Below are 24121 nucleotides of genomic sequence, written 5' to 3' on the forward strand. Positions count from 1 at the left end.
CACGAATCGGTCAACACGGGCCCGAGGGGTGATCAATGGAAGAGGGCGGGACATGACGGCGGTGCCGCTCGGCGCACTGCGCCGGCACCGGCTGTTGATCCTCCTCGGGCTCGCGCTCCTGACGATGGGCGTGACCGTGGCGAGCATCTCGATCGGTGCGATGCGGATCCCGCTGCCCGGTGTCTGGAGCGCGCTCGTCCACCCGACCGGTACCGAGCAGGACGACGTGGTGCGCTCGCTGCGGCTGCCCCGGACCGCGTTCGGGCTGCTCGCCGGGACGGCGCTCGGGATGGCCGGGGCGCTCGTCCAGGGACACACCCGAAACCCGCTCGCCGATCCCGGCCTGCTGGGCGTCACCCAGGGTGCGGCGTTCGCCATGGTGCTCAGCATCTTCACGCTGGGCGTGACGGACCTGCGGGTGTACATCTGGTTCGGTTTCGCCGGGGCGCTGGTCGCGAGTGTGGCGGTCTTCACCCTCGGGTCGGTGGGCGGCGGCGGAGCCACTCCGATCACGCTCGCGCTCGCCGGGGCGGCCGTGAGCACGCTGCTGCACGGCCTGATCTCCGGCCTCGTCCTGCTCGACCAGCAGGCCCTGAACGTCTACCGGTTCTGGCAGGCGGGCGCCATCGCGGGCCGTGACGCGCGGCTGCTCCCGCAGGTGCTGCCGTTCGTACTGCTCGGCCTGTTCCTGGCGCTGGCCAACGCGCCCGGCCTCAACGTGCTGTCGCTGGGCGAGGACGTGGCCCGCTCACTGGGCCGGCGGGTGGGGCCGACCAGGGCGCTCGGCATCGCGTCGATCACCCTGCTGACCGGGTCGGCGGTGGCGGTCTGCGGTGCGCTGGCCTTCGTCGGCCTGATCGTCCCGCACGTCGCGCGGGCGTTGTCCGGTCCGGACCACCGGTGGCTGCTGCCGTACTCAGGTCTGCTGGGCGCGATCCTGCTGCTCGGCGCCGACATCGCCGGCCGCATCGTGGCCCGGCCCGGTGAACTGGAGGTGGGCATCATGCTGGCCCTGATCGGGGGTCCGTTCTTCATCGCGCTGGTGCGCCGCCGCAAGCCGGTGCGCCTGTGAGATCGCCCATACCGCGCACCGCGCCGGCCGGCTCCGTCCGTACGGGTGGCGTCTCGCTGACCGTACGGGTCGCACGCGTCTCGTTCCGGGTCCGGCCCCGCCCGATCACCGTGGCACTGGCCGGGCTCGGCCTGCTCGCGCTGCTGATGGCGCTCAGCGTGGGCCGCGGCGACTTCCCGATCGGGGTCGGCGACGTGTTCCGCACGCTGCTCGGCGGCGAGGAGAACCGGTTCGTCGTCATGGAGCTGCGGCTGCCCCGCGCTCTGACGGGTGCGCTGGTCGGCGCGGCGCTCGGCCTGTCGGGCGCGATCGCGCAGGCGGTCGCCCGCAATCCCCTGGCCAGCCCGGACGTCCTCGGCGTCACCTCGGGAGCGAGCGTGGCCGTGGTCCTGGTGATGATCACAGGCGGCGGGTACGGCGGGGTGAGCGGCCTGATCGCCACGCTCGGCGTGCCGTTCGCCGGGCTCGCCGGCGGCCTGGTCGCCGGCATCGGCGTCTATCTGCTGGCCTGGCGGCACGGGCTGGACGGCTACCGCCTCGTGCTCGTCGGCATCGGCGTGACGAGCATCGCCGCGAACGTGAAGTGGTGGCTGCTCACCATCGGGGACGTCGACCAGGCGTCCCGCGCCATGGTCTGGATCACCGGCAGCCTCAACGGGCGCGGCTGGGAGCACGTCCGCCCGGTGGCCCTCGCGCTGATGCTGCTGATCCCGCTGACCCTGCTCGGCGCCCACAAACTCGAGGCACTCCGGCTCGGTGACGACTCCGCGCGCGGACTCGGGCTGCGGGTCGACCTGGCCCGTTCCCTTCTCGTGCTCGCGGCCGTCGCGCTGGCCGCGGTGGCCACCGCCTCGGCGGGGCCGGTGGAGTTCGTCGCGCTGGCCGCCCCGCAGATCGCACTGCGGCTGTGCGGATCCACCCGGCCGCCGCTGGTCGGCTCCCTGGTGGTCGGCGCCGTTCTCACCGTCGGCGCGGATCTGATCGCCCGCACCGCCTTCGGCGGCGTGGAACTGCCGGTCGGCGTGGTCACGGCGGTCCTCGGCGCACCCTTCCTCATCTATCTGCTCGTCCGGTCCCGGCGGAAGGCGACCTAGTGGCTTCATTGACCGCGCGCGACCTGCGGCTCGGGTACGGCGACCGGATCGTCGTCGACGGGCTGTCCCTCGACCTCGGCGACGCCGGGGTCACGGCGATCATCGGGCCGAACGGCTGCGGCAAGTCGACGCTGCTGCGCGCCCTCGGACGGCTGCTCAAACCCCACGCAGGCCGGGTACTGCTGGACGGGGACGACATCGCGAAGGTGCCGACCCGCGAGGTGGCCAAGCGGCTGGCCATCCTGCCGCAGGCACCGCAGGCACCCGAGGGACTGACCGTCGCCGACCTCGTGACCCGTGGCCGTCACCCCCACCAGTCGTGGTACCGCCAGTGGTCGTCCTCCGACGAGGGCGCGGTGGCCGACGCGCTGGCCAAGACCGGGCTGCTCGAGCTGGCCGACCGGCCCCTCGACGAGCTGTCCGGCGGGCAGCGGCAGCGCGCCTGGATCTCCATGGCGCTCGCCCAGGACACCGGCCTGCTGCTGCTCGACGAGCCCACCACGTTCCTCGACCTGGCCCACCAGATCGAGGTGCTGGAGCTGATCCGCCGGCTGCATGCCGACCACGGCCGTACGGTCGTCATGGTGCTGCACGACCTCAACCTGGCGGCGCGCTACGCGGACCGGCTCGTCGCCATGCGCGACGGCCGGGTCGCCGCCTCAGGAGCACCCGCCGAGGTGCTCACCGTGGAACTGCTCGCCGAGGTGTTCGGCCTGGACGCCAAGATCATCACAGATCCGGTCTCGGGCGGCCCCCTGGTCGTCCCCCTCGGCGGCGCGCGGTCCGCGACGGCCCGGCCGCCGGACGGCTCCTAGCGCTCGGCCCGGTAGGCCTCCAGGCGGTCGGCGAGCTCGGCCGGGCGGGCGAGCATCGGCATGTGGCCGGTGGCGATCTCGTCGGGGATGATGCCCAGGCGTTCACGCACGACGCGGCGCATGAACTCGGCCGGGAAGAAGCGGTCGTCGCCGCAGAGCAGGAATCTCGTCGGCACATCGGGCCACGCCTTGAGCGGCCACGGCTTGACGAACGGCGTGCCGGACTGATCCCGCTCGGCCCGTGTCGCCTCGGCCACGAGGTCCGGCGGGACGTCGTGGTAGTAGACGTCTGACGGGTCGTCCGAAGCCGGACCGCCGTGTTCGGCCTGTTCGCGCTTCGCCTGCTCGTAGCCGGTGTTGGCCCACCAGTCACCCGGCGGCTCGCCCGGCGACGGGATCATCGCCTGCAACAGCACCAGCAGGTCGACCGGCATCCTGTCGCAGACCAGCGGACCGGTGAAACCGCCGAGCGAGTGGGCCACCAGGACGAGGTCGGTACGGTCGCCGATGGCGTCGACGACCGCGTCGGCGTACTCGGCCAGCCCGGCCGAGTCGTCCGCGCAGGGCAGATCCACCGCCACTACGTCATGGCCTCGCTCACGCAGCTCGGCGCTCAGGGGGCGCCAGTACTCCGGGCCGCTCGCGGCACCGGGAATCAGGACATATGTGGCCATCGTCAGACGACCTCCCTCTCACTCTCGTCCCTGTCACTGTCGCTTCCGGGACCGTCGTTTCCGTGACTTTCGTTCGGTGACCCGCCCCGGCCGCGCTGCTGGAACTCCTCGACGCCGACGCCTCCGGGCAGGCGGGTCTGGAAGTCGAGGACCCCCACCCAGGTCGGACGCACGGCGATGCGCGCCATCCTCGTGCCCGGGTGGTCGACCTCGGCGAGGTTGGCGGCACCCTGTTCGGGGCCGGCGTAACGATGCTGGGCCAGCGCGTACTCCGGCACGATCCCCTCCACATCGGTGACCGAGGCCCGGCCGCGGATGAGGAGCACCTCCGGCGGTGTGGTCGCCTTGTCGATGGTGATGGCGACATCGGGTTTGGCCCGCAGAGCGGCGATCTTACGTGCCCCCTCGAAGGTGGACAGGACGATCTCGGTGCCGGTCCAGTGGAACAACATCGGGAACACCCGTGGCGTGCCGTCCGCAGCGACGTACGCCACGCGCGCCAGCTCGGTCGAGGCGAGCAGACGGGTGGCCACGTCACTTTTCAGCAGGCCGATGTCACCTTGCCGCAGCGCCATCGGATCGCGGGGAACTTCAGTCTTCACCGGTCCACTCCTCATCATGAACTCCTAATGTAGGAGTGAGTACATCACATATGGGAGTCACCGGTGCGGGGATAAGAGTGATCGAATATGCTCTGGGCATGCCCGGCAGGCGAAGCTACAACGACCCGTGCGGCATCGCACGGGGCCTCAATCTGGTCGGTGAGCGCTGGGCCCTCCTGGTGGTGCGCGAGCTGCTGCTGGGCCCGAAGCGGTTCACCGACCTGCATCGCGGTCTGCCCACCGCGAGTCAGAACGTGCTGTCCCAGCGTCTGCGTGAACTGGAGCAGGACGGGGTGATACGGCGCCGCAAGCTCGGGCCGCCCGTCGGCACGTGGGTGTACGAGCTGACCGAGTGGGGTTACGACCTCGAACCCGTCCTGGCCCATCTCGGCCGGTGGGGCAGCCGTGCTCCGGTGACCTCCACCGCGGAGTCCAGCGCCGATTCGCTGATCCTGGCCATGAGGGATCTGTTCGTCTCGCACCTCGCCGAAGGCATGCGAGGGAGTTACGAGCTGCGGCTCGGCGACGACCGCTTCCGCGCCGAGGTCGCGGACGGCCGGATCGAGCTGATCCGCGGCAGCGCCGAGCGGCCCGACGCGGTGGTCGAGACCGACGTCGCCACGCTCTGGGGCCTGATCCTGGGTGAGCACCGGATCGACGACACACTGCGCTCAGGCCACGTCACGCTGGAGGGTGACCACCGAGCGGGGACGCGCTTCATCGACCTCTTCCGCGCGCCCCCAATGCACGGCCAGGCCGTGGACGATCCCGCGTGAGACGGTGACGGGTCGGAGCCTCGACTACGGGCGGCGGAACGGCGGGGACGGCCGGTCGGGGCTCTGGGAGATGACTACGGCGCTTAACTGCATGATCACGCCAGAGGTTTCCCCGCCGTGATCATGTAGTTGTTCGCGCTTTCGAGGCCCGACTTCGCGGGACTCGCTGGAGGCGCGCGTCGGCGCTCAGGCGGCTGTTGACGGTCCACACAGTGCCCGTCTCGACGCCGAGGGAGCGATCCGGGCCGCCAACGCCGTCCACAACAGGGCGGTCCGGGTCCCGCCGCCCGGCCGTCCCCGTTCCTGCGTCACCACATCAACGTCATCGGCAGGTACTCCTTCGCTCTCCCGACCTGCCTGGCCGCACCCGGGACCTGCGCGACCCCTCAACGTGTCCCGCGCCGCGCATCAGCACGACGGCTCGCGCCATGCCACTGACCGGGTGCGCATGGCGTGGTGCACTCGGGCGGCCGTGATCACGCGGCCGAGCTCCTCTGAAGTGTCCGCCTCGACCAGGCGTCCACCGACGAGAGCCCACCAGTTGCCGGTGGCGTGTCCCCACCACAGCGGTACGCCGGGGAATCGGCGCGTCAGTGCGCGCAGCTCGACAGCATGCTGGGACGCGGGGCGGGCATGACGTCCGGCCTGCATTCCGAGGTCCTCCCTGGTCCGTGTGCCATGTGGGCGACCAAGGCCTCGCGAACCGGCCGTACGCCGCCAGAGCCGAGATGGCGCGACGGTGCGGAACGCGGCCCGGGGGCCGGCCACGGTCTCCGCACCGTCGCGCCATCGTGGTGGGTCGTACGGCTCCGAGATCCTGCTCCGGCGGGAGCCGGGCCGTACGACATCGCCTGGGCCTTCCCCTGCCCGAGACGAAGCGGTGGGCACGCCGCCGCGCCGTGCCGGCGCGCCCACGTCGAGATGCCACATCACCCCCACGGCTCGCCGCCCCGGCCGCTGGGAGAGCCGGTCGGCAAACCGCACCGGCGCCGGTCCTGGTCGGCCTCGGCATCGGCGAGTCCGGCGGCTACGGCCTCGGGCGGCATGCCGTCGACCGTCTCGGCGAACAGGCCGTTGAGCCTGCCCCAGGAGTTCTGAGCGGGGAACTCCTCCCACACGACGGCGCCGCTCATGGGATCGAGCCGCCCGCGCGCCACGAGCGCCTCGTAGACGTAGCCGATCCTGGAGAAGCTCAACGTCACCCGATGAACCAGGCCCCGCGCCCCGTCGGAGGCGTCGCGTAAGCCGTCTGCGACGTACTTGCGAGCGCGTGCGCCGTCGTCGCTCACACCGGCCGCGCCCGTACCCGCGGAATTCTCGCCAGGCAGGGCGATGGTCCACGAGAAAAGAGTGGGCTGCGCGCAAGGTCGCCGTCCGTGCACCATTCCGCCCTTCCGGTACGCAGGTAGCGCTCGGCTCCTGGACCGTTGCCGACGGTTAGATGCTGGGGGCTCGACAGCCTCGGCGGTGACACAGTTTGTGTCACCGCATATGAGCTGGCCTCATACGGCTCGGGCCCACTCGGAGTAGCTGATCAATGCCTCCGACGGGCTGAGATGCAACCGCAGGAGAGTGATCAGGGCCTCTCGCACGTATGGGTGTTCACGAGTCTGCTGGGGTGCGATGTGCCGGGCGGTCTGCAAACAGCGGAAGGCCTCGTCTCGCTGTCCGAGCCACGACACGTGGGCGGTGTTCGCGAGCTCAGACTGAGACATACGACGGGCCGAGCGCGCAGCGGCGATTCGCCGACCGATCTGCTCATTTTGCCTGGATGACATATGCCGCTCCGGTATCGGTTACACCGAGCGTAACGACGGCCTCACTCTCGGGTGGGCGCATCAGAGGAAGCGGCGGCATTGGTCAGGAGATCAGGGAGTTCTGTCAGCGTGCCGATGCGCCAGTCGGCATCGCGCATCACGCGAGGATCGTCGAACCACAGGTGGCCCCAAGGACCTCGCCGGATCAATGCGGTCCGGAGTCCGGCAGCCTTGGCCGCGACGACGTCGTTGTCACGGTGGTCCCCCACATAAACGATCTCGTCCAGTTCACCCGGCGCCCATGCGCGGACCCTTGAGAAGAACTCGGCATCCGGCTTCGCGACGCCCCATTCCTCCGAGGTCGCCACATCGTCAAGGGGCAGGCCGAGCGCATGGAGCGATGTCGCGGCACGGGCGGTCTGATTGCCCGCCGCCCCCACCCAGACGCCACGTCCGCGCAGTTCGTTCAACGCATGCCGGACGTCAGGATAGAGATCTTCCTCGCCGAGTCGCTCGCCGTGGCCCGTCGCCTCTCGCGCGTGCCTTTCGGCGGCGATGTCCAGACCTGGTCTAACGAGGCGAAGAGCATCCGCGTTGTCCCGGCCCAGCGCGGTGACCGCGCCGACGAGTGCCGACATCGTGTGCGGTGGTACGCCGAGCCACTCCGCCCAGGCCCGCCATTCCCGCGTGTCGTCGACCAGGGTCTCGCCGATATCGAAGACGACCGCGCGGATCACCCGGCCACTCTATTTCCTACGGTCTGTCGCGACTGCCGCCGTGCTCGGGCGATCCGAGAGGGGCCATACGTACGGCAGGTCGTCGGGGACGCCGGGAAAGAGCGGTCCGTAGACGGCGAGGTCCTTACGCAGCAGGGCGGACTGGTGACTGCGGTGGAAGTCCGGGTCGCCGAGCCACGGCGGCAGGTCACCCGCCGCCGCGAGTTCGAGTTGGCCTCGGGCGACGGCGACGCCGGTGGTCACGGTCAGTTCGGCGCCCAGCTTGCCCGCGCAGGTGTCCCGGTGGCCGATGCCGCTCCACCGGTCGCAGACCTCCAGCCCATAGCGGACCAGCGCCTCGTCGTATCCTGCCCACATGCGCACGACCGGATGATGCCGCCAGCCGTACCCGGGCATCGTCAGCGCGCGCAGCACCTGAAGGACCTCGACCCGCTGCTTGCCCAGCCGCCGCGCGTCGAGTGCCTTCGCCGTGGCGGCGAAGTCCGCGTACGGCAGGAACGTCTGCATCGGCGGCACCCCCCGATCCGGCTCCGGCCGCGCGCACGGGATCACGGCGACCAGCCGTCACCGACTCCCCTACCCCGCGTCGGACCCGCGATCGCGGGCGATGAGCTGACGGGCGATGACGTTGCGCTGGATCTCGTTGGTGCCCTCGCCCACGATCATCAGCGGGGCGTCGCGGAAGTAGCGCTCAACGTCGAACTCGGTCGAGTAGCCGTAGCCGCCGTGGATGCGCAAGGCGTCCATCGCGACCTTCATGGCCGTCTCCGAGGCGAACAGCTTGGCCATGCCCGCCTCCATGTCGGCCCGCCGTCCCGACTGGAGCCGGTCGGCCGCGTCGAGGGTGAGCAACCGCGCCGCCCGCAGCGACGTCGCCATGTCGGCGAGGTAGTTCGAGATCGACTGATGCCGCCAGATCGGCACCCCGAAGCTCTCGCGCTGCTGGGCGTAGGCGAGCGCGTCGTCGAAGGCGGCCTGGCCGACCCCGAGCGCGCGGGCCGCGACCTGGATTCGGCCCACCTCCAGCCCGCGCATCATCTGCGCGAAGCCCGCGCCCTCGGCGCCGCCGAGCACGCCGGAGCGCGGCACCCGTACGGCGTCGAAGACGACCTCGCAGCTCTCCACGCCCTTGTAGCCGAGCTTGGGCAGGTCCTTGGAGACCTCGTGGCCCTCCTCGACCAGCAGCACCGAGACACCCTTGTGCGGGGGGTCGGCGGTGGGGTCGGTCTTGCACAGCAGGGCGATCAGCCCGGCGCGGCGGGCGTTGGAGATCCAGGTCTTCACGCCGTCGATGACGTAGGAGTCGCCGTCAGCGCGGGCGCGGGTGCGCATCGCCTGCAGGTCGGAACCGCCGCCCGGCTCGGTCAGCGCCATCGTGGCGCGCAACTCTCCGGTGGCCATCGCGGGCAGGTAGCGCCGCCGCTGCTCGTCGGTGCCGAACTCGCGGAGCAGGAACGCCACGACACTGTGCCCGCCCATCGCGCCCGCGAGGCTCATCCACCCCCGGGCCAGCTGCTCGGTGACGAGCGCGAAGCACGGCGCGGAGACGTCCGACCCGCCGTGCTCCTCCGGTACGAGCAGGCCGTACACCCCGAGCCGTTTCATCTGCCCGATCAGCGCCTCGGGGTAGGTGTCGGCGTGCTCGAGGTCGCGCACCACCGGCCTGACCTGTTCGTCGACGAACTCGGCGACGACGTCGACGATCGCCTGCTCCTCCGGCGCCAGCTCGAACACGTGCCCCCCATCGATCGTGGACGTCCGTGGACGCCGCTCAGTTCTGGACGACGGCGCCGCTGCCGAGCAGCTCGTCCACATCGGTGAAGCCGAGCTCGGTGAGCACCTCGCGGGTGTGCGCGCCGCTCGTCGCAGGCGGGCCGCCGATCGCCCCGGGCGTGCGCGAGAAGCGCGGCGCCGGTGCGGGCTGCGGCGTGCCGTCGGCGCCCGGTACGAACACCCCCCGCTCGGTGTTGTACGGGTGCTCGGTGGCCTCGCGCAGCGACAGTACGGGGGCCACACAGCCGTCGCCGGGCAGGAAGATCTCGGCCCACTCGTCCCGGGTCCTGGCCTTGAACGCGGTGGCGAACCGCTCGCGCAGCTCCGGCCAGCGGCCGGCCTCGTACTGCGCGGGCAGGTCCGGCTCGTCGGCGATGCCGAGCAGCCGGACGAACTCGGCGTAGAACTGCGGCTCTATCGCGCCCACCGCCATGTGCCGTCCGTCGGCGGTCTCGTACACGTCGTACCAGGGCGCCCCGGTGTCGAGCATGTTCACGCCGCGCCGGTCCTGCCAGGCGCCGGCGGCGAGGAAGGCGTGGATGAACGTGGACAGGTGGGAGGTGCCGTCGACGATCGCGGCGTCGACGACCTGCCCCCTGCCGCTGCTCTTGGCCTCCAGCAGCGCGGCGAGCACGCCCACGACGAGGTACATGCTGCCGCCGGCGAAGTCGCCGAGCAGGTTCATCGGCACCTGGGGCGGTCCGCCTGCGCGGCCGATGGCGTGGAGGGCACCCGTGACCGCGATGTAGCCGATGTCGTGCCCGGCGCTCTGGGCGAGGGGCCCCTGCTGCCCCCAGCCGGTCATCCGGCCGTAGACCAGCGCGGGGTTGCGGGCCAGGCAGTCGTCCGGCCCGAGGCCGAGCCGCTCGGTGACACCGGGGCGGAAGCCCTCGATGAGAGCGTCGGCCCGCTCGACCATCCGCAGCACGACGTCCCGGCCGCGGTCGTCCTTGAGGTCGACGGCCACAGAGCGCTTGCCCCGGTTGGTCAGGTCCTTGGCCGGATCCGGAAAGGCCGGGCGGCCGCCGGGCCGGTCCACCCGGATGACCTCGGCGCCGAGGTCGGCGAGCAGCATGGCGGCGAAGGGGGCCGGCCCGATGCCCGCCAGCTCGATGACGCGGACCCCGGACAGCGGCCCGGCCCCGCTGGACGCCTCGCCCATCAAGGATCCCTTCGTCGCATTCGTCGCATCGGCAGAATCTCATTCGGTTCCAGTTTGCACGATCACCATAAGTGTTCGCTGATCGACCCTCTCGAGACGATACGGGCACCGGCGCGACGGCGGTCAAGTGGCCGGCTCGACAAAGGCCCGCGACAGCGACCGCTGCGGGGTCGCCGCCACACCGAGCACTATTGAGCGATCGCTCAAACTTGTCTATGCTCCCGTTTTAAGCGATCGCTCAAGACGATGGGAGAGTGCCGCCGATGCCGAGGAAGCGTCGTGACCGGGGCATCTATGTCGAGACGCTGATCCGCACTGACCTCGCGGAGCTGTGGGACCGGACGCAGCTTCCCGCATCGCATCAGCGCTGGGATCTGCGGTTCCACGAGATCGTCTATGCGCCCTGCGCGGCCGACGGAGCGCAGCAGTTCCGCTACTCCGTCCGGCCGCTGCCCGGCCTCGTGATCGGCGGCTACGGCCGCACCATCGGTGAGCGTCACCGCCCGGACGGCACCCACACCTCCGCCCTCCGGTTCGGCTCGTCGCATCGGCTTGCGCTGATCGGTTCCGGCTCGGGTTACTGGCGTTACGTCCCCGGCAAGGCGGGGATCCGGTTCCTGACCGGCTACGACTACCAGCCCGGCTGGGGCCGTCTCGGCACGGCGGCCGATCTGTTCTTCCGTCCGCTCCTGGGCTGGGCCACGGCCTGGTCCTTCGACCGGCTCCGCCTCTGGCTGGAGACCGGCCGTACCCCTGAGCGGGCGCTCCGCCAGGCCGTCCTGGAACTGCTCGGCCGGATCGCCGTTCCCGGCGCGGCGCTGGTGTGTACCTCCCCTCCCAGCGTCACCGTGGCGGTCACCATCGCCGCGCTCCTGCTGCCCCCGCTGCCCGGCACCCCCGCGGCCCGCCGGTGCCTGCGCCGCCCACCCGGGGGCCGGGCGGCGCGGGCGCCGGCCACCCTCTCCCGATTGGAGTCCCCATGAACTCGATCTTCCAGCGCGCCCTTGGCCGCGACTTCGGCCGCCTCCACCCCGAGTTGCGGCGGCGCCTCGGCGTCGGCGTCGCAGGAGGACAGGCGTGCATCGGCAACGGCGTCATGGACCGCGTCTGGCACGGCGCCCCATTCACGCGCCCGTTTCTGGCCCTGGGCAGCCGCCGCAACATCCTCGTCCCCGAGACCGGCCGTGCAGTCCCCTTCGTCATCGAGAACTACCCCTATATCGACTCCCATGGCCGCGAGACGGTCACCTTCGTCCGCACGTTCCAGCTGCCGAGGCGGCCACGGCGCTTCGACGCCACGATGATCTACAATTCCGCTCGCGGCTGTGTGGTCGACTACCTGGGGACCCATCAGCACCTCGCGACCGACCTGTTGTTCGAGGTCGATGAGCGAGGTGGCCTCGTCATCCGCTCCGGTGAGTACCGGTTCCGCGAGGGGCCGCTCGCCTTCCGTGTGCCCGACCTCGTCACCGGGGCGGCCACCGTCCGCGAGTCCTTCGACGATGAGATCGGGCGGTTCCGGATCGACGTCCGCGTCGTCAACCACCGCTGCGGCCCGCTGTTCGGCTACCACGGCACCTTCACGACGCGATATGTCCCCGCGAGCGGCGTACCCACTACCGTGAAGCCGCGACGCGAACAGGCGCGCCGCTGAACGTCTGCGGAGGGACAGCGATGGCCGGCGACACCCGGGCCAAACTGCTCGAGGGAACCCTGGAGACGCTGCGGACGCAGGGCATCGCCGGAGCCTCGGCCCGCTCCATCGCCACGGCCGCAGGGGTGAACCAGGCGCTGGTCTTCTATCACTTCGGCAGCGTCGACGAACTGCTGGCGGCGGCGCTCCGGCACGGCGCCGAGGAGCGGGTCGCGCTCTACCGAGCGCGTTTCGGCTCCATCACCTCGCTACGTGAGCTGCTCGATCTCGGCCGATCGCTGCACACGGACGAGCGCGCGGCCGGCAACCTCACCGTGCTCGCCCAGATGCTGGCCGGCGGGCAGACCGACGCGCGGCTCGCCCCGGCCACCGCCGCCGGGCTCGGCCTGTGGATCGCGGAGATCGAAGCGGTACTCGACCGCGTCCTCCCCAGCACCCCGCTCGCCGGCTTCGTGGACGTCGGCGGACTCGCGCGGGCCGTCGCCGCTGCCTTTGTCGGCCTCGAACTCTACGAGGGTGTGGACCAGGACGGGGCGGCACGCGCGATGGACGCCCTGGAACAGCTCATCACCCTGGTATCGGTGCTCGAGGACATTGGGCCGGTGGCCCGCCGGACGATCAAAGGCCGCATCCGCAAGGCCACGAGGTCCGCCTAGGACGTTTTCTTCCCTGGCCGGGCGGTGAGGATCACGGGTTTCCCTGGCGGGTGCTCCGCACGGCTGCCCTTCATCACGAGGAGCCCGTCCTTGATCTTCGGCTTGCCGTCGGGTCCGACGGCGTGCGGGGTGAGTTCCCGGCTGGCCGCCGCCACGTAGTACCACCGCTTGTCGGAACGCCGCCAGGTACCGCTCACCGCCCCGTCGGGCTGGTGCCCGCAGTCGCCCGTCGCGTACTCCTTCGTACGTCCCGTCATGAGCGTGCCGTACGCGGTCGAACCGCCGTCCGGGAACGTGTAGCGGGTGCAGATCCAGTGACCGCGGGTGCCCCCGGGCAACTTTCCCGTCCAGAACTCCCAGGCCGTCGCCGACGCCGCGGGACGCGCGGGACGGGGAACGGCACAGGCCAGCCGCTCCCACAGCCGCACCCCCGGGGCGGCCGACCCGGCCGTGCCGGAGCGGGTCCGGTAAGCGATCTCGGTGAGGGCCGGTCCGCCGAGGTCCGCGACCGTCAGGGTGCCGCCCGGCTGCAGCAACCGCAGAAGCGGTCCGCGGCCGCAGGTGGCGTCGACCCGCACGGGCTCGGTCACCCCCTCGCGAACGGTCACCCGCTCGCTCGAGTCGGCGTGCGAGACGCGGGCGATCCACGGCGGAAGCAGATATCGGCCCGCCCCGAGCGCGAGGGGGCCGGCGGCGTCGCCGACCGAGGACACCTCGAGCACACCGTGAGCGTCGGTGTAGCGGCCGAGCCGGTCGCCGTCCCGGAGCAGCGCCACGTTCGTGCCACCCGCCCGTCCGGCGAACAGCAGCTGAGGATCGCGCCGGTCCCCCACCTGCCGCGTCCACGCGGCGAGCGCCCGGTCGACCAGTGCCGTGTCGCGCACCAGGTCGCCGCGCGCCGGCCACACCGCCAGGCCCCGGCTCCCCAGCGTCCAGTCGGCCGCACCGGCCGTCGTCACCCGCAGGCGGCGCGTCACGTCGGGCCGCGCCGGCGGGTCGGACCGAGTGATCATGAATCCGGTCACCAGGACGAGGGTCAGCGCGGTCGCGGCGGCGACCGGCAGACGGGACCGCCGGCGTACGGCCGGGCCGAGGATCGGGTCCAGGCTCGGCGGGGCCACGTCGGGCACCTCGTCGGCGGCCTCCAGCGCGGCGCGGGCGTCCCGTACCCCCGCCTCGACCAGCTGGTCGCGCACCGTGTGCCGGGGCAGCGACTCGACCCGCGTCAGCACATACGCGGCCCGGGCCGCCGGGTCCAGCCGCGCGAGCGCGACGGTGAGCGCGGGATCGGGCAGCCGGGCGGGAAGCGCGCGCAGCCACGGGCCCAGCATGAACCGCAGCCGCCACGAGGGCAGGATGGCGCGTCGCAGCACCCGGGTCCGCGCACGCGCGTAGGCCCGCCCGGGATTGCGGCCGGGCCGGCGCGGCAGGCTCTCGTCGACGATCCGCCGGGCGATCGCCAGCCGATAGATCCGCCTGCGCCGCCCGGGCAGCACCAGATACGCCAGCCGAACGAGCTCCCGGTAATGGCTGTCGACGTCTTCCGGCATGGCCGAACTCCTCTGCCCCACGGGTCTGCACCACGGATCTGCACACGGACTGCCTGCGCGCAGAGGCTAGGAAGCACCGGAGATCGCCCTCGCCGACTTGAACCAACCATTACGAGTCAGCGGCGGTCCGGCAGCGAAGCGCTGGACAGCCACGCCCGGATCGCCCCCGTATTACCCTGGATCCGCACGGGGCGCGGCAGGGAACCGTACAGGGCCGCCTTCCGTCCCACCCCCGAAGGCCCCGCCCGATCGAGAAGGACGACATGACCGAGGACGTCCCTGGTTACCGGGTGCTGAAGCGGGTCGGGGAGGGCGGATTCAGCGTCGTCTATCTCGCCTACCAGGAGCGACTGGACCGCCAGGTCGCGTTGAAGGTGCTGTCGGTCGATGCGATCGACCAGGCGTCGATGAACCGGTTCCAGCGGGAATGCAAGATCACCGGCCGGCTCACCGGCCACCCCAACGTCGTGACGGTCCTGGACAACGGCACGACCAGGTCCGGCCGCCCGTACATCGCGATGGAGTACTTCGAGCACGGCTCGCTCTCCGACCGGCTGGACCGGGAGGGGCCGCTGCCGGTCGCCGAGGTGCTGCGCATCGGGGTCAAGATGGCCGGCGCGCTCGCCGCGACCCATGAGACCGACGTCCTGCACCGCGACGTCAAACCGCAGAACATCCTGGTCTCGCGGTACGGCGAGCCTGCGCTGGCCGACTTCGGAGTGGCCCGGCTGGTCGACTCACTCGACTCCACGCACACCAACGCGTTCACGCCGCACCACGCCGCGCCCGAGATCCTCGAGGGCAGGGCGCCCGGGGTCGCCTCCGACATCTACTCGCTGGGCTCGAGCCTCTACCAGCTGCTCGCCGGGAAGCCCGCGTTCAAGGGGCCGCACGGCGAGGGCCTCGCCACGCTCATCGTGCGCATCCTCGGCGACCCACCCCCGCCCATCACCCGCGACGGCCTCCCGCAGCCGGTGTTCGACGTCATCGACACGGCCATGGCCAAGCTCCCGGAGAACCGGTTCCAGAGCGCGGTCGCCTTCGCCCAGCGGATCCAGCAGGTGCAGACCGAGCTCGGGCTGCCCGTCACCGAGCTGCCTTACGTCGGTGCACCCGCGGCGGCACCGGCCGCGACGCCCGCCGTCTCAGGCGTCCCCGCCGACGGGTTCTCGACGCCCACGCACGACCCGTGGATGCCCGCCCGGCCGGGGCACGAGGCCTTCGTCCCCTCCCCCGAGCCGGCCCGGCCACCGGCGGCCGCACCCGCGCCGACGCCCGCGGACGCCGACGCCACCGGGGCGACCTACCGGATCCCGGCCAACGGCACCCCGCACGGCACGACCGGACCCTCGTCCACGACGCCTCCGCCCCAGGCCCCCGCGGCCCAGGCGGCCGCACCCGTTCCGGCATCGGCGTGGGCGCCCGCCCCGCAGTACGGGTCCCATCCCGGCGGCGCCGACCTCTATCAGCAGATGCCCTCGGCGCCTCAGGCCCCGGCACAAAGTCACTCGCATGCCCTGTCACAGGCGCCCTCACCGGCACCCTCACCGGCCATGGCGCCGGTTCCGGCCCCGAGTCCCCCGGACGGGCCGAGCCGTGGCCTGTTGGTCGCTGGCGCGATCGCGCTCACCGGGGGCCTGGCCATCGGCGTCACCGGCATCGCGATCTACGCCGGAGGCTCCGGGGGAGATCCGCGGCCGACGTCCTCGACGGATTCGTCATCGTCCGCGCCCGTGAGCCCGCCCGACGGCGGAGGGCAGGTCCCGCCCCCGACGACCGCGCCGCGGCTCACCGCACAGCAGATCAGGGCGGCCGCCCCGCGCGGCCTGCAGATCGTGCCGGTCGGCAACTCGGCACGCCTCGCGTGGACCCTGCCGCCGAACGCCCGCAGGCTGCCCATCATCATCCAGCGGGCTCCGGCGGGGACACAGCCGGTGACCTCGGCGGGCACCGGTGCGATGACCGCCACCGTCACGGGACTGCAGGCGCGTACGCGCTACTGCTTCCGGGTCGGGGCGCTCCTGGTCCCCGGTACCCCGCCCACCATCGGGTGGTCGGCCTACCGCTGCGTCACGACCCGCTGAGAGTCCGGACCTCGAGCTCTACGCGCACTGCCAGAGGGGCAGCCCCGCGAACTCATACCAGGGGTCGCGTGGGGTGTCGACCAGGTAGCCGATCATGTAACCGCGCTTCCCGCCGTACTCGACATAGTCGTAGAGCGAGCCCGCCAAGCCCGGTACGCCGCGGTCGTAGTACTTGCCCATGATCTGGCAGTGCACGATCAGCGTCTTCCCGTTGTCGCGGACGGTACCGACGTCGCCGCTGTCCTTGTCCGGCCTGACGTACATGTAGGCGTCCGAATTGCCGTTCCTGACGGTGACGTACCGCTGAGCCGGGCCGACGAGGTTCGCGGAGGCCTGCGCCTGCCGTCCGGATCCGGCGCCGTTCGACGAGGTGACGGTGAAGGTGTACGTCCCGTTCTTTCCGATCTCGCCGAGTGTGACCGAGGCGCCGGTGAGCCCGCTTCGGCTGCCGGAGACCGGACCGGTCCACGCCACCTGGTAGCTGATGGGCGCACCGGCCCCGCCGGGCGGGGCCGCCCAGGTGACCTGCGCCCCGCCGGAGGTCGCGGTGGCGCCCACGTTGGTCGGCGCGCCGGGCGGAACACACGGCATCGCCGGGGCGCTCCGCCCGGACACCACCTCGGCGGTCCGCCGCGTGCTGTCCCGGTAGCGAACGGCCACGCGGAAGACGTACTCCGTTCCGCATCGGCCGCCCTGGACCTGGAAGCTCGGTGTACCGTTCGGCGCCACCTGGCGGGGCGTCACCGTCAGGCCGGCGGGGACGTCCTTGAGGACGTATCTGAGGGGGCGTCCGCCCGTCGACGGCTGGAACTCCACCGTCATGAAGCCGTCGCCGCCCGAGGTGCGGAGATTCGACGGCGCGGTCGGCGCCCCGGGGGGCGGCGGCGCCACCGGGGCACGCGGCAGGGGCGCCGCAGGGCCGTCACCGCCGCCGGGCCCTGCCACCCGGGTCGGCAGCGGCGAGCGCGGGCCACCGGGCGCCTTCGGCTCGTACTTGCTGATCCGCTTGACCGCGCCGCCGACGTTGAGCACGAGGGCCCGTTCGCCGTTGGGATCGTTGGCCCACAGGAGGCCGTTGGAGACGAACACCTCGAGCTCACCGGGGCGCCCGTTGACGGGGACCGGGGGCGGCCAGGAGTTCGTGGCGGAGTCGTAGACGGCCAGGGTTCCGGCGGTCTGGTCGGGAATGTAGATCTTCGACCCGAGGATCTGCGGCGGGCCGTACCGGTGGTCGGGCATCTGCAGCGACACGGTGGAGTGCCGCCCGCTGCCGGTGTCGAGCACCACCAGTGATCCGGTCCGCTTGGCCAGCAGCGGCACGAGTTGTCCCTCGGTCCGGGCCGGGAAGAGTACGCCGCCCCGCCCGGCTCCGCTGACCGTGGACGGCAGCGCCAGCGTGAGCCGGCGGCCCGAGGGCTCCAGCACCAGAGCGGTCGCGGCGGTGGAGTCGGTGATGACCGGCACGCCCGCGGCGATCGTGATCGCGAGGTCGTTCCCCGGCTTTCCGACCTTGACCGGCGCCGCGCGGGCACCCCCCTGGAAGGGCACCACCTCACCGGTGGCCGGTACGGGCACCCAGAGCGTTCCGCGCGCGTCGATGGCGGACTGGCCGAGCGGCGGGGTCAGCGTCGTCGCCGCCCCGGCGGGGGCGAGGCTGATCGGGTCGATCCGCTGCACGGTGCCCTTGGCCGGGTCGACCACGTACGCGACACCGGCCTCGGCGACGACCTGAAGCCCGGCCGCGGCGTACGTTCCGCTGCTCTTCACCACGCTGAGCTGGGCGGGATCGATGCGGCTGACCACGCCGGTCTGCTGGTCGACGATGAGGATGGTGCTGCCATCCTGAATGATCTTGATCTGGTGGCCGTGCATCATGGTCGGCATCTTGACCTTGCCGTCCACCTTGCCGGCCATGCCGTTGGCGTGCACGGCGAGGCCGTTGCGGTTCGAGCTGAGCCAGGCGCCGACGTCGGAGATCTGGTACTTGGCGCTGGCCATGCCGACGCCGAACACGACGGCGGCCACGCAGAGCGCGCCGACGAGCCCGACGGCCACCTGCGCGGTGAGCCGGTCCCTCCGGAACAGGGCAGCTACGACACCGGTCGCCCGCACAACCTCACCCCTCGACGTCTCCCCGACACCCCCGGCAGAGAAATGTCACCTTAGTGCGATAAAGCCCTTAAATCATGACGAATCGCGAGTCTCGGCATGGACACGCCGCCGAAGCGATCGCGGGTGCAGGCGCCGGCGCAGCCGGCGGGCCCGGCCGGCCCGCGCGGTGACCAGCCGCCCGACCTCGTCGGAGTGCAGCCACGCCGCCTCGGCCGACCGCTGGTCGGACGGTTCCCCGGCGAACCGCGCCCGGTCGACCAGGTCGGCCAGCGATCCGAGGTGCGCACGCGCGTCGTCGCCGACGCTGCGGCCGCCGAAGCGGGCGACCTCGTGCGCGGTCAGCGTCCGGACCGTGGTCAGGCCGACGTCGGCGAGGTGCTCGAGCGCCTGCTGCCATGCTCCCGCGATCCGCAGCGCGGGCGTCGCGGCGCGGCGGCGTCGTCGCCGGCGTACGACCGGTATGACGAGCACCGCGACCAGATAGGACGGCACCAGCACGACGGGTGACGCGGCCGCATAGACCCACCAGGGGCGCGACGCCTCCTCGGCGGCCTTCGCCGGTGCCCGCGGGGGCTCCGGTGGGCGGGTGGCCTTCCCGCCGCGGTTGCGGGACGCCGCGTTGCGCTTCGCCTGCTCGAGCTTCTGCAGGGTCTCGCCGGCCGCGACGTCGTCGTCCGCGCCGGACCGGCCCTGCCGCTTGGGCGTCGGGTCGAACGGCACCCAGCCGAGGCCCGCGAACCGGACCTCCGGCCACACGATGACGTCACCGGAGCGGACCTCCCGCAGGCCGTCGCCGGCCGTGCGGCCGGGCCGGAAGCCCACGACGACGCGCGTGGGCAGGCCGAGCGTCCGCGCCAGCACGGCGAAGGCCGTCGCGAAGTGCTCGGGGGTTCCGCGCCGGCTCTGCCCGAGGAAGAAATCGAGCTGACGGTAGTTGTGACCGGGCGAGACGGTCACGTCGTACCTCGCGTAGGTCCCCAGCCACTCCTCAAGCCATTGGGCCTGCTGCAACGGCCCGTCCGCGCCACGGGCGACCCGCTGGGCGAGGGCGCGGAACTCCGCGATCTGGGGCGGCGCCTTCTGCGCGCCGGGGCCGTCCGGCAGTTCCAGTGCCGCCCTGGCCTCGGCGTCGCCGGCCTGCCGCACCACCCCGGTGAAGTCCTTCTCGCTCCACTGCCGGACCGAGGAGGTGACGTGGTAGCTCTGCCCGGACCGCAGTGGCCGGGCGGCGGCGAGCGTGCCGTTGACCGGATCGACGACCACGCCGAGGCCCTCGACGCTGCGCGGCCGGTCCGCTGCCGGCACCCAGATGCCGGGCAGGTTCATGACGGTGACCCGCTGGCCGACGTCGCGCCGCTCGCCGTCCTCGCCGGCGGGAGGCACCCGGCTGCCGGTGGGCGCGAACCGCCCGTCCGACGTCCATGTCACGCCGTCGAACCGGTCGAGCACGGCCAGCCGCCAGTTCTGCGGCCGGTCCGCCCGCACGGTGAACAGGACCTCGTCCGGGCTGAGCAGCCAGCCCCCCACGCGGTCGAGGGGACTGACGCTGTCGCGCTGCTGAGGCGGCGGCGCCTGTACCTGGTCGCGCGGGTCGTACCGATCTCCGGAAACGGGGACGTACGGCCCGGCGAAGAGCACGAGGGCGCCCAGTGCGGCGGTCGCGGCCGCGCCCAGCGTGAGGCGGTGCGGCAGCCCGCCCGCGGAGCCCTCGGCACCCGACCGCACCAGCGCGAGCGCCACGATCAGCGCGGCGGCCGCCGCCACGAGCGGCGGATTCGATCCGGGGCCGCCGACGCCCATGGCCAGCGCGACCCCGAACGCCGCGAGCGCGGGAAGGCAGGGCGCCACGCGCAGCGAGGTGCGCAGCGCCGTCTCGGCCCCGGCGAGCGCGGCCAGCCAGACCAGCACGTGCATCAGGACGAGCAGTTCGGGCCGGGCGGGCGCAGGCAGCAGCGTGGTGAGGATCCCCTTCCACGAGTCGCGGAGCCCGATGCCGATCACTCGCGGCAGCGACCCGTCGGCGAGGTGCGCCCGGAAGAGCGTGAGCGACACCGCGCCGGCCCACGCGAGGACGGAGAGGACCAGAGAGATCCAGAGCGGCCATGGCCGGCCCGCCCTGGGCCCGGCCAGCAGCGCCGCAAGCACGGTGGGCACGACGGCGGCCACCGCGGCCACGGGGACGACGGCCGCCCACCCGAACACCCGGTGGAAGGCGAGTCCCGCGACGGCGGCCAGGCCCGCCGTGATCACCAGCGACAGGTGGCGCCGGACGAGTCCTCCAGGTGACCGCTCGGCGGCCGGTGCGGCGACGGGGGCCGTCGCGGGAACGGCGTCGGGAACGGCGGCGGGGGCGGGGGTGGTCACGAACCTCGCCTCGCCCGTTGCCAGGCCGCCTGGAGGTCGTCGAGGTCGGCGATGTCCATCAGGGTGACGCCGGGCAGAGAGGGCGCCGGCGCGTCGGGCCGTACGCGTACGCACACGACCCGGTCGAACCGGGCCCGCACCGCCGTGATCCGGCTCAGGTCCGCGCTCCCGGGCGTCAGCACGACCAGCGAGCCGCCGGCGCGGACCCGCCGGACGGCGTCCACGATGGTCCCGGGTCCCTCCGCGAGGGTCACCCGCGCCAGCCGGTCGAGCACGGCCTCGACGTCGTCGGGCCCGCCCCTCGTCTCGGCGACCGGCCCCGTCCCGGTCAGGACCCGCACCGGGAAGTTCGCGCGGCAGGCGCCGACCGCGACCGAGGCCGCCGCGTCGACGGCCAGCTCGAAGTCCTCCGGATCCCCGTAGGCGTCGCGCCTCGCCTCGATGACGACCGTGGTGGTCGGCAGGCTGGCGTCCACGAGCTGGCGCACCATGAGAGTGCCCGTGCGGGCGCTGGACTTCCAGTGAACGTGCCGCAGGTCGTCGCCCATGACGTACTCCCGCAGCGCGTGGAAGGTGACGGTGCCCGCGGGGGCCCGGTCGGTGGTCGGCCCCTCCAGGTGGTGCGCCCGGCCGGACGGCATCAGCGGCAGGGCGATGGTGCGGGGGTGGACGAGCAGGATCTGCGGCCGGCCGTACTCCCTGACCCGCCGGGACAGGCCCAGCGGATCGGCCCGGATCAGCCTCAGCGGGCCCACCGGGATCTCGCCGCGCCGGTCGGTCGGCAGCCGGTAGGTCACGGTGCGCCTGCCGCCGGACGGCAGCCGGGGAATGGAGACCTCGACCCTCGTCGCGCCCGCCGCGTCGGTCGCGAGCAGGCCGGCGCGGATGGCCCGGCCGGTGTTGGTGACCCGCAGCACCCCGGCCGCCGGCTCCCCGCGCGCGACCTTCAGCGGCGCGATCTCGCGGTCGACCTCCAGCGCCGGGCGCGGCACCGTCCACAGCACCGCGCCGGCGACCGCGGCGAGCCCGGCGACCGCCAGGGCCGCCGGCTCCGGGTAACCGAGCCACCAGCCGGCCGCGTACAGGAGGACCGAGGCGGCCGCGATCCCCCGGCCGAGCGGCGTCAGCATCGGCCGCTCCGGCGCCGGGACCGCGCGCCCACTCAGACCCCCGCGGCCTGCGGGACCGGGATGCCGGCGAGGACGTCCGCGACCACGTCGCCCGGCCCGCGCCCGCGCAGCTCGGCCTCCGGGGCAACGATCAGTCGGTGCGCGATGACCGGGGCGGCGAGCACCTTGATGTCCTCGGGCACCACGTACGCTCGGCCGGCGGCGGCCGCACGCACCCGTGCGGCGCGCAGCAGCGCCAGGCTGGCCCGCGGGCTCGCGCCGAGCCGCAGATCGGCGTGGCCCCGGGTGGCGGCGACCAGGCGGACGACGTAGTCGTAGATGGGCCCGGCCACGTGGACGCGGGCGGCGAACTGGATCATGCGCGCGACGTCGTCGCGGCTCGAGACCGGCGGCATCTTGTCGAGCGTCGCGCCGGTCGGCGCTCCCGCGAGCACGGCCACCTCGGACGCGTGGTCGGGATAGCCCATCGAGATGCGCATGAGGAACCGGTCGAGCTGTGCCTCGGGCAGCGGGTAGGTGCCGTCCATGTCGACCGGGTTCTGGGTCGCGATGACCATGAACGGCCGGGGCACTGGATGGCCGCGGCCGTCGACGGTGACTCTGCGCTCCTCCATGACCTCGAGCAGGGCCGACTGGGTCTTGGGCGAGCCGCGGTTGATCTCGTCGGCGACCACGATGTTGGCGAAGATCGGGCCGGGGTGGAATTCGAACGCGTTGCCGCCCTGGTTGAAGATCGAGACGCCTGTGACGTCGCTGGGCAGCAGGTCCGGGGTGAACTGGATGCGGTTCCACCGGGCCTCGACCGAGGCGGCGATGCTGCGGGCGAGGGTCGTCTTGCCCACGCCGGGCACGTCCTCGACGAGCAGGTGCCCCTCGCTGAACAGGCAGATCAGCGCCAGCTCGACCTTGTCCCTCTTGCCGCGGATGACCCGCTCGATGCTGGTGCCGAGGGCGTGGAACAGCTGCGCGAACCTCTTGGCCAGCGCGTCCGCGTCGGGCGCGGAATGATTCTCGGTCATGTGCGGCCCCCCGGCGCGCCGGACCGCCGTTCCCCGTTCAACCCCGTCACCCTCCAGCCGAACCGACCACGGCCGACGTAAATATGCGCATGAGCTACAGAAAATACCGACTTACGCTGACTTGCGATTGAGGAACCCTCAGACTTGGTGGTCGCCGGACGCGGTTCCCCCCGAGGTGCCACGGGGTCCGGATCACGTCCCGGTCCCGGGTGCCGAATGTACTGGCCGAATGTACTGAACGGACCGGCCGCGGATCGCGTCTTATTCCGCGACGGCCGACGGACCGGCCGTCGCATGGCACCCTGGTGATCCGAGCCGGCGTAACCCGAGGGCGGAAGTGGACACAGCGAACATCGGCGACCTGTGGGGTCGCGTGACAGGGACCCAGCCCGCCCCTCCCTGGTGGCTCGTGGTCGTCGCGGGCGTCCTCGCCCTCCTGGCGGTCGGTCATCCGCCCACCTGGCGGATCGCCAGGAACGTGGTCACGATCGCCCATGAGGGCGGCCACGCGCTGGTCGCCCTGATCTTCGGCCGCAAGCTGGACGGGATCCGGCTGCACTCCGACACCTCCGGGGTCACGGTCTCGCGCGGCAAGCCGAACGGGCCGGGGATGGTGTTCACCGCGATCGCCGGCTACACCACCCCGCCGCTGCTGGGGCTGGGGTTCGCGGTGCTGCTCAGCGCCGACCGCATCACCCTCATGCTGTGGGCCTCGCTTGCGCTGCTCGGCGCCATGCTCGTCATGATCCGCAACGCGTACGGCGTGTTCACGGTGGTCGGGACCGGAGCGGTCATCTTCGCGGTGTCGTGGCTCGGCGACGCCAACGTCCAGGCCGGTTTCGCCTACCTGGCGGCGTGGTTCCTCCTGCTCGCGGGCACCCGCCCCGTCATCGAGCTGCAGCGCATGCGCTCACGGCACCAGGCGCCCAGGTCCGACGCCGACCAGCTGGCCCACCTCACCGGGGTGCCCGGGCTGGCCTGGGTGGGCGTGTTCGCGCTGATCGCACTGGTGTCGCTCCTGGCCGGCGCCAGCCTGCTGTTCCCCGAGACGACGTCGCTGCCCCAGCTGTCCGACCTGCCCGGCATCTGA

General features: G+C 72.4%; 22 protein-coding genes. 9 read left to right on the forward strand and 13 right to left on the reverse strand.

Going from position 1 to position 24121, the window contains the following annotated elements; translation table 11 throughout:
- Positions 1–52: 52 nt before the first annotated feature.
- Genes HKK74_RS22090 through HKK74_RS22100 form a run of 3 tightly spaced genes read left to right on the forward strand, consistent with a single transcriptional unit; the run spans position 53 to position 2981 of the window.
- Positions 53–1072 carry a FecCD family ABC transporter permease gene (locus tag HKK74_RS22090; protein WP_187245179.1) on the forward strand — a complete coding sequence of 340 codons (1020 nt, stop codon included), beginning with the start codon at positions 53–55 and terminating at the stop codon, positions 1070–1072.
- Positions 1069–2166, forward strand: coding sequence for a FecCD family ABC transporter permease (locus tag HKK74_RS22095; RefSeq protein ID WP_312881670.1), 1098 nt, complete (start codon positions 1069–1071; stop codon positions 2164–2166). The genes HKK74_RS22090 and HKK74_RS22095 overlap by 4 nt, the downstream gene beginning before the upstream one ends.
- A complete protein-coding gene (locus tag HKK74_RS22100; RefSeq protein ID WP_312881671.1) occupies positions 2166–2981 on the forward strand; it encodes an ABC transporter ATP-binding protein in 816 nt (271 codons plus the stop codon). The genes HKK74_RS22095 and HKK74_RS22100 overlap by 1 nt, the downstream gene beginning before the upstream one ends.
- Here the strand turns inward: HKK74_RS22100 and HKK74_RS22105 are convergent.
- Together HKK74_RS22105 and HKK74_RS22110 are read right to left on the reverse strand one after the other, a co-directional pair.
- Positions 2978–3655 carry an alpha/beta fold hydrolase gene (locus HKK74_RS22105; protein ID WP_187245180.1) on the reverse strand — a complete coding sequence of 226 codons (678 nt, stop codon included), beginning with the start codon at positions 3653–3655 and terminating at the stop codon, positions 2978–2980. The two genes, HKK74_RS22100 and HKK74_RS22105, sit on opposite strands and share 4 nt — an antisense overlap.
- Positions 3656–3657: 2 nt before the next feature.
- Positions 3658–4257: a pyridoxamine 5'-phosphate oxidase family protein gene (locus HKK74_RS22110; RefSeq protein WP_312881672.1), complete on the reverse strand. Its 600-nt coding sequence runs from the start codon at positions 4255–4257 to the stop codon at positions 3658–3660.
- A gap of 98 nt (positions 4258–4355) precedes the next feature.
- Here HKK74_RS22110 and HKK74_RS22115 point away from each other — a divergent pair, with 98 nt between their 5' ends.
- On the forward strand, positions 4356–5033 hold the full coding sequence (locus tag HKK74_RS22115; protein ID WP_187245181.1) for a winged helix-turn-helix transcriptional regulator: 678 nt from the start codon (positions 4356–4358) through the stop codon (positions 5031–5033).
- Between the two features lie 408 nt (positions 5034–5441).
- On the opposite strand, the gene HKK74_RS22120 is transcribed toward HKK74_RS22115, so the two are convergent.
- From HKK74_RS22120 to HKK74_RS22145, 6 genes are all read right to left on the reverse strand, one after another.
- Positions 5442–5684 carry a hypothetical protein gene (locus HKK74_RS22120; protein WP_187245182.1) on the reverse strand — a complete coding sequence of 81 codons (243 nt, stop codon included), beginning with the start codon at positions 5682–5684 and terminating at the stop codon, positions 5442–5444.
- 278 nt (positions 5685–5962) lie between these two features.
- On the reverse strand, positions 5963–6322 hold the full coding sequence (locus tag HKK74_RS22125) for a hypothetical protein (RefSeq protein ID WP_222722592.1): 360 nt from the start codon (positions 6320–6322) through the stop codon (positions 5963–5965).
- Between the two features lie 530 nt (positions 6323–6852).
- Positions 6853–7527, reverse strand: a complete 675-nt coding sequence (locus HKK74_RS22130; protein ID WP_187245184.1) for an HAD family hydrolase — start codon at positions 7525–7527, stop codon at positions 6853–6855.
- A gap of 9 nt (positions 7528–7536) precedes the next feature.
- Positions 7537–8034 carry an MSMEG_6728 family protein gene (locus HKK74_RS22135; protein WP_187245185.1) on the reverse strand — a complete coding sequence of 166 codons (498 nt, stop codon included), beginning with the start codon at positions 8032–8034 and terminating at the stop codon, positions 7537–7539.
- Positions 8035–8103: 69 nt separating this feature from the next.
- On the reverse strand, positions 8104–9261 hold the full coding sequence (locus HKK74_RS22140; RefSeq protein ID WP_312881673.1) for an acyl-CoA dehydrogenase family protein: 1158 nt from the start codon (positions 9259–9261) through the stop codon (positions 8104–8106).
- A gap of 37 nt (positions 9262–9298) precedes the next feature.
- A complete protein-coding gene (locus HKK74_RS22145; protein WP_187245187.1) occupies positions 9299–10462 on the reverse strand; it encodes a CaiB/BaiF CoA transferase family protein in 1164 nt (387 codons plus the stop codon).
- Positions 10463–10725: 263 nt separating this feature from the next.
- Here HKK74_RS22145 and HKK74_RS22150 point away from each other — a divergent pair, with 263 nt between their 5' ends.
- The 3 genes from HKK74_RS22150 to HKK74_RS22160 are packed head-to-tail and all read left to right on the forward strand — an operon-like array spanning position 10726 to position 12772.
- On the forward strand, positions 10726–11445 hold the full coding sequence (locus HKK74_RS22150; RefSeq protein ID WP_187245188.1) for a hypothetical protein: 720 nt from the start codon (positions 10726–10728) through the stop codon (positions 11443–11445).
- Complete coding sequence (locus HKK74_RS22155; protein WP_187245189.1) at positions 11442–12116, forward strand: DUF4166 domain-containing protein; 675 nt, start codon at positions 11442–11444, stop codon at positions 12114–12116. The genes HKK74_RS22150 and HKK74_RS22155 overlap by 4 nt, the downstream gene beginning before the upstream one ends.
- A gap of 20 nt (positions 12117–12136) precedes the next feature.
- The gene (locus tag HKK74_RS22160; RefSeq protein WP_187245190.1) at positions 12137–12772 is read left to right on the forward strand and encodes a TetR/AcrR family transcriptional regulator; all 636 of its coding nucleotides are present in this window, start codon (positions 12137–12139) and stop codon (positions 12770–12772) included.
- Here HKK74_RS22160 and HKK74_RS22165 read toward each other — a convergent pair.
- Entirely contained in the window at positions 12769–14322 is a 1554-nt protein-coding gene (locus HKK74_RS22165) for a serine/threonine-protein kinase (RefSeq protein WP_187245191.1), read from the reverse strand. The two genes, HKK74_RS22160 and HKK74_RS22165, sit on opposite strands and share 4 nt — an antisense overlap.
- A 263-nt stretch (positions 14323–14585) precedes the next feature.
- Between HKK74_RS22165 and HKK74_RS22170 the strand changes: the two genes are divergently transcribed.
- Complete coding sequence (locus tag HKK74_RS22170; protein WP_187245192.1) at positions 14586–16406, forward strand: serine/threonine-protein kinase; 1821 nt, start codon at positions 14586–14588, stop codon at positions 16404–16406.
- A gap of 18 nt (positions 16407–16424) precedes the next feature.
- Here HKK74_RS22170 and HKK74_RS22175 read toward each other — a convergent pair whose 3' ends face one another.
- The 4 genes from HKK74_RS22175 to HKK74_RS22190 all read right to left on the reverse strand — a co-directional run bounded on the left by HKK74_RS22175 (position 16425) and on the right by HKK74_RS22190 (position 23031).
- The gene (locus HKK74_RS22175; protein WP_187245193.1) at positions 16425–18518 is read right to left on the reverse strand and encodes a fibronectin type III domain-containing protein; all 2094 of its coding nucleotides are present in this window, start codon (positions 18516–18518) and stop codon (positions 16425–16427) included.
- 72 nt (positions 18519–18590) lie between these two features.
- On the reverse strand, positions 18591–20882 hold the full coding sequence (locus tag HKK74_RS22180; RefSeq protein WP_187245194.1) for a transglutaminase TgpA family protein: 2292 nt from the start codon (positions 20880–20882) through the stop codon (positions 18591–18593).
- Entirely contained in the window at positions 20879–22012 is a 1134-nt protein-coding gene (locus HKK74_RS22185; protein WP_187245195.1) for a DUF58 domain-containing protein, read from the reverse strand. The genes HKK74_RS22180 and HKK74_RS22185 overlap by 4 nt, the downstream gene beginning before the upstream one ends.
- 32 nt (positions 22013–22044) lie before the next feature.
- Complete coding sequence (locus HKK74_RS22190) at positions 22045–23031, reverse strand: AAA family ATPase (protein WP_187245196.1); 987 nt, start codon at positions 23029–23031, stop codon at positions 22045–22047.
- A gap of 373 nt (positions 23032–23404) precedes the next feature.
- Here HKK74_RS22190 and HKK74_RS22195 point away from each other — a divergent pair, with 373 nt between their 5' ends.
- The gene (locus HKK74_RS22195; RefSeq protein ID WP_312881674.1) at positions 23405–24121 is read left to right on the forward strand and encodes a M50 family metallopeptidase; all 717 of its coding nucleotides are present in this window, start codon (positions 23405–23407) and stop codon (positions 24119–24121) included.

It is taken from the genome of Actinomadura alba, from assembly GCF_014323705.1.
In the GTDB taxonomy this organism is placed as follows: domain Bacteria; phylum Actinomycetota; class Actinomycetes; order Streptosporangiales; family Streptosporangiaceae; genus Actinomadura_C; species Actinomadura_C alba.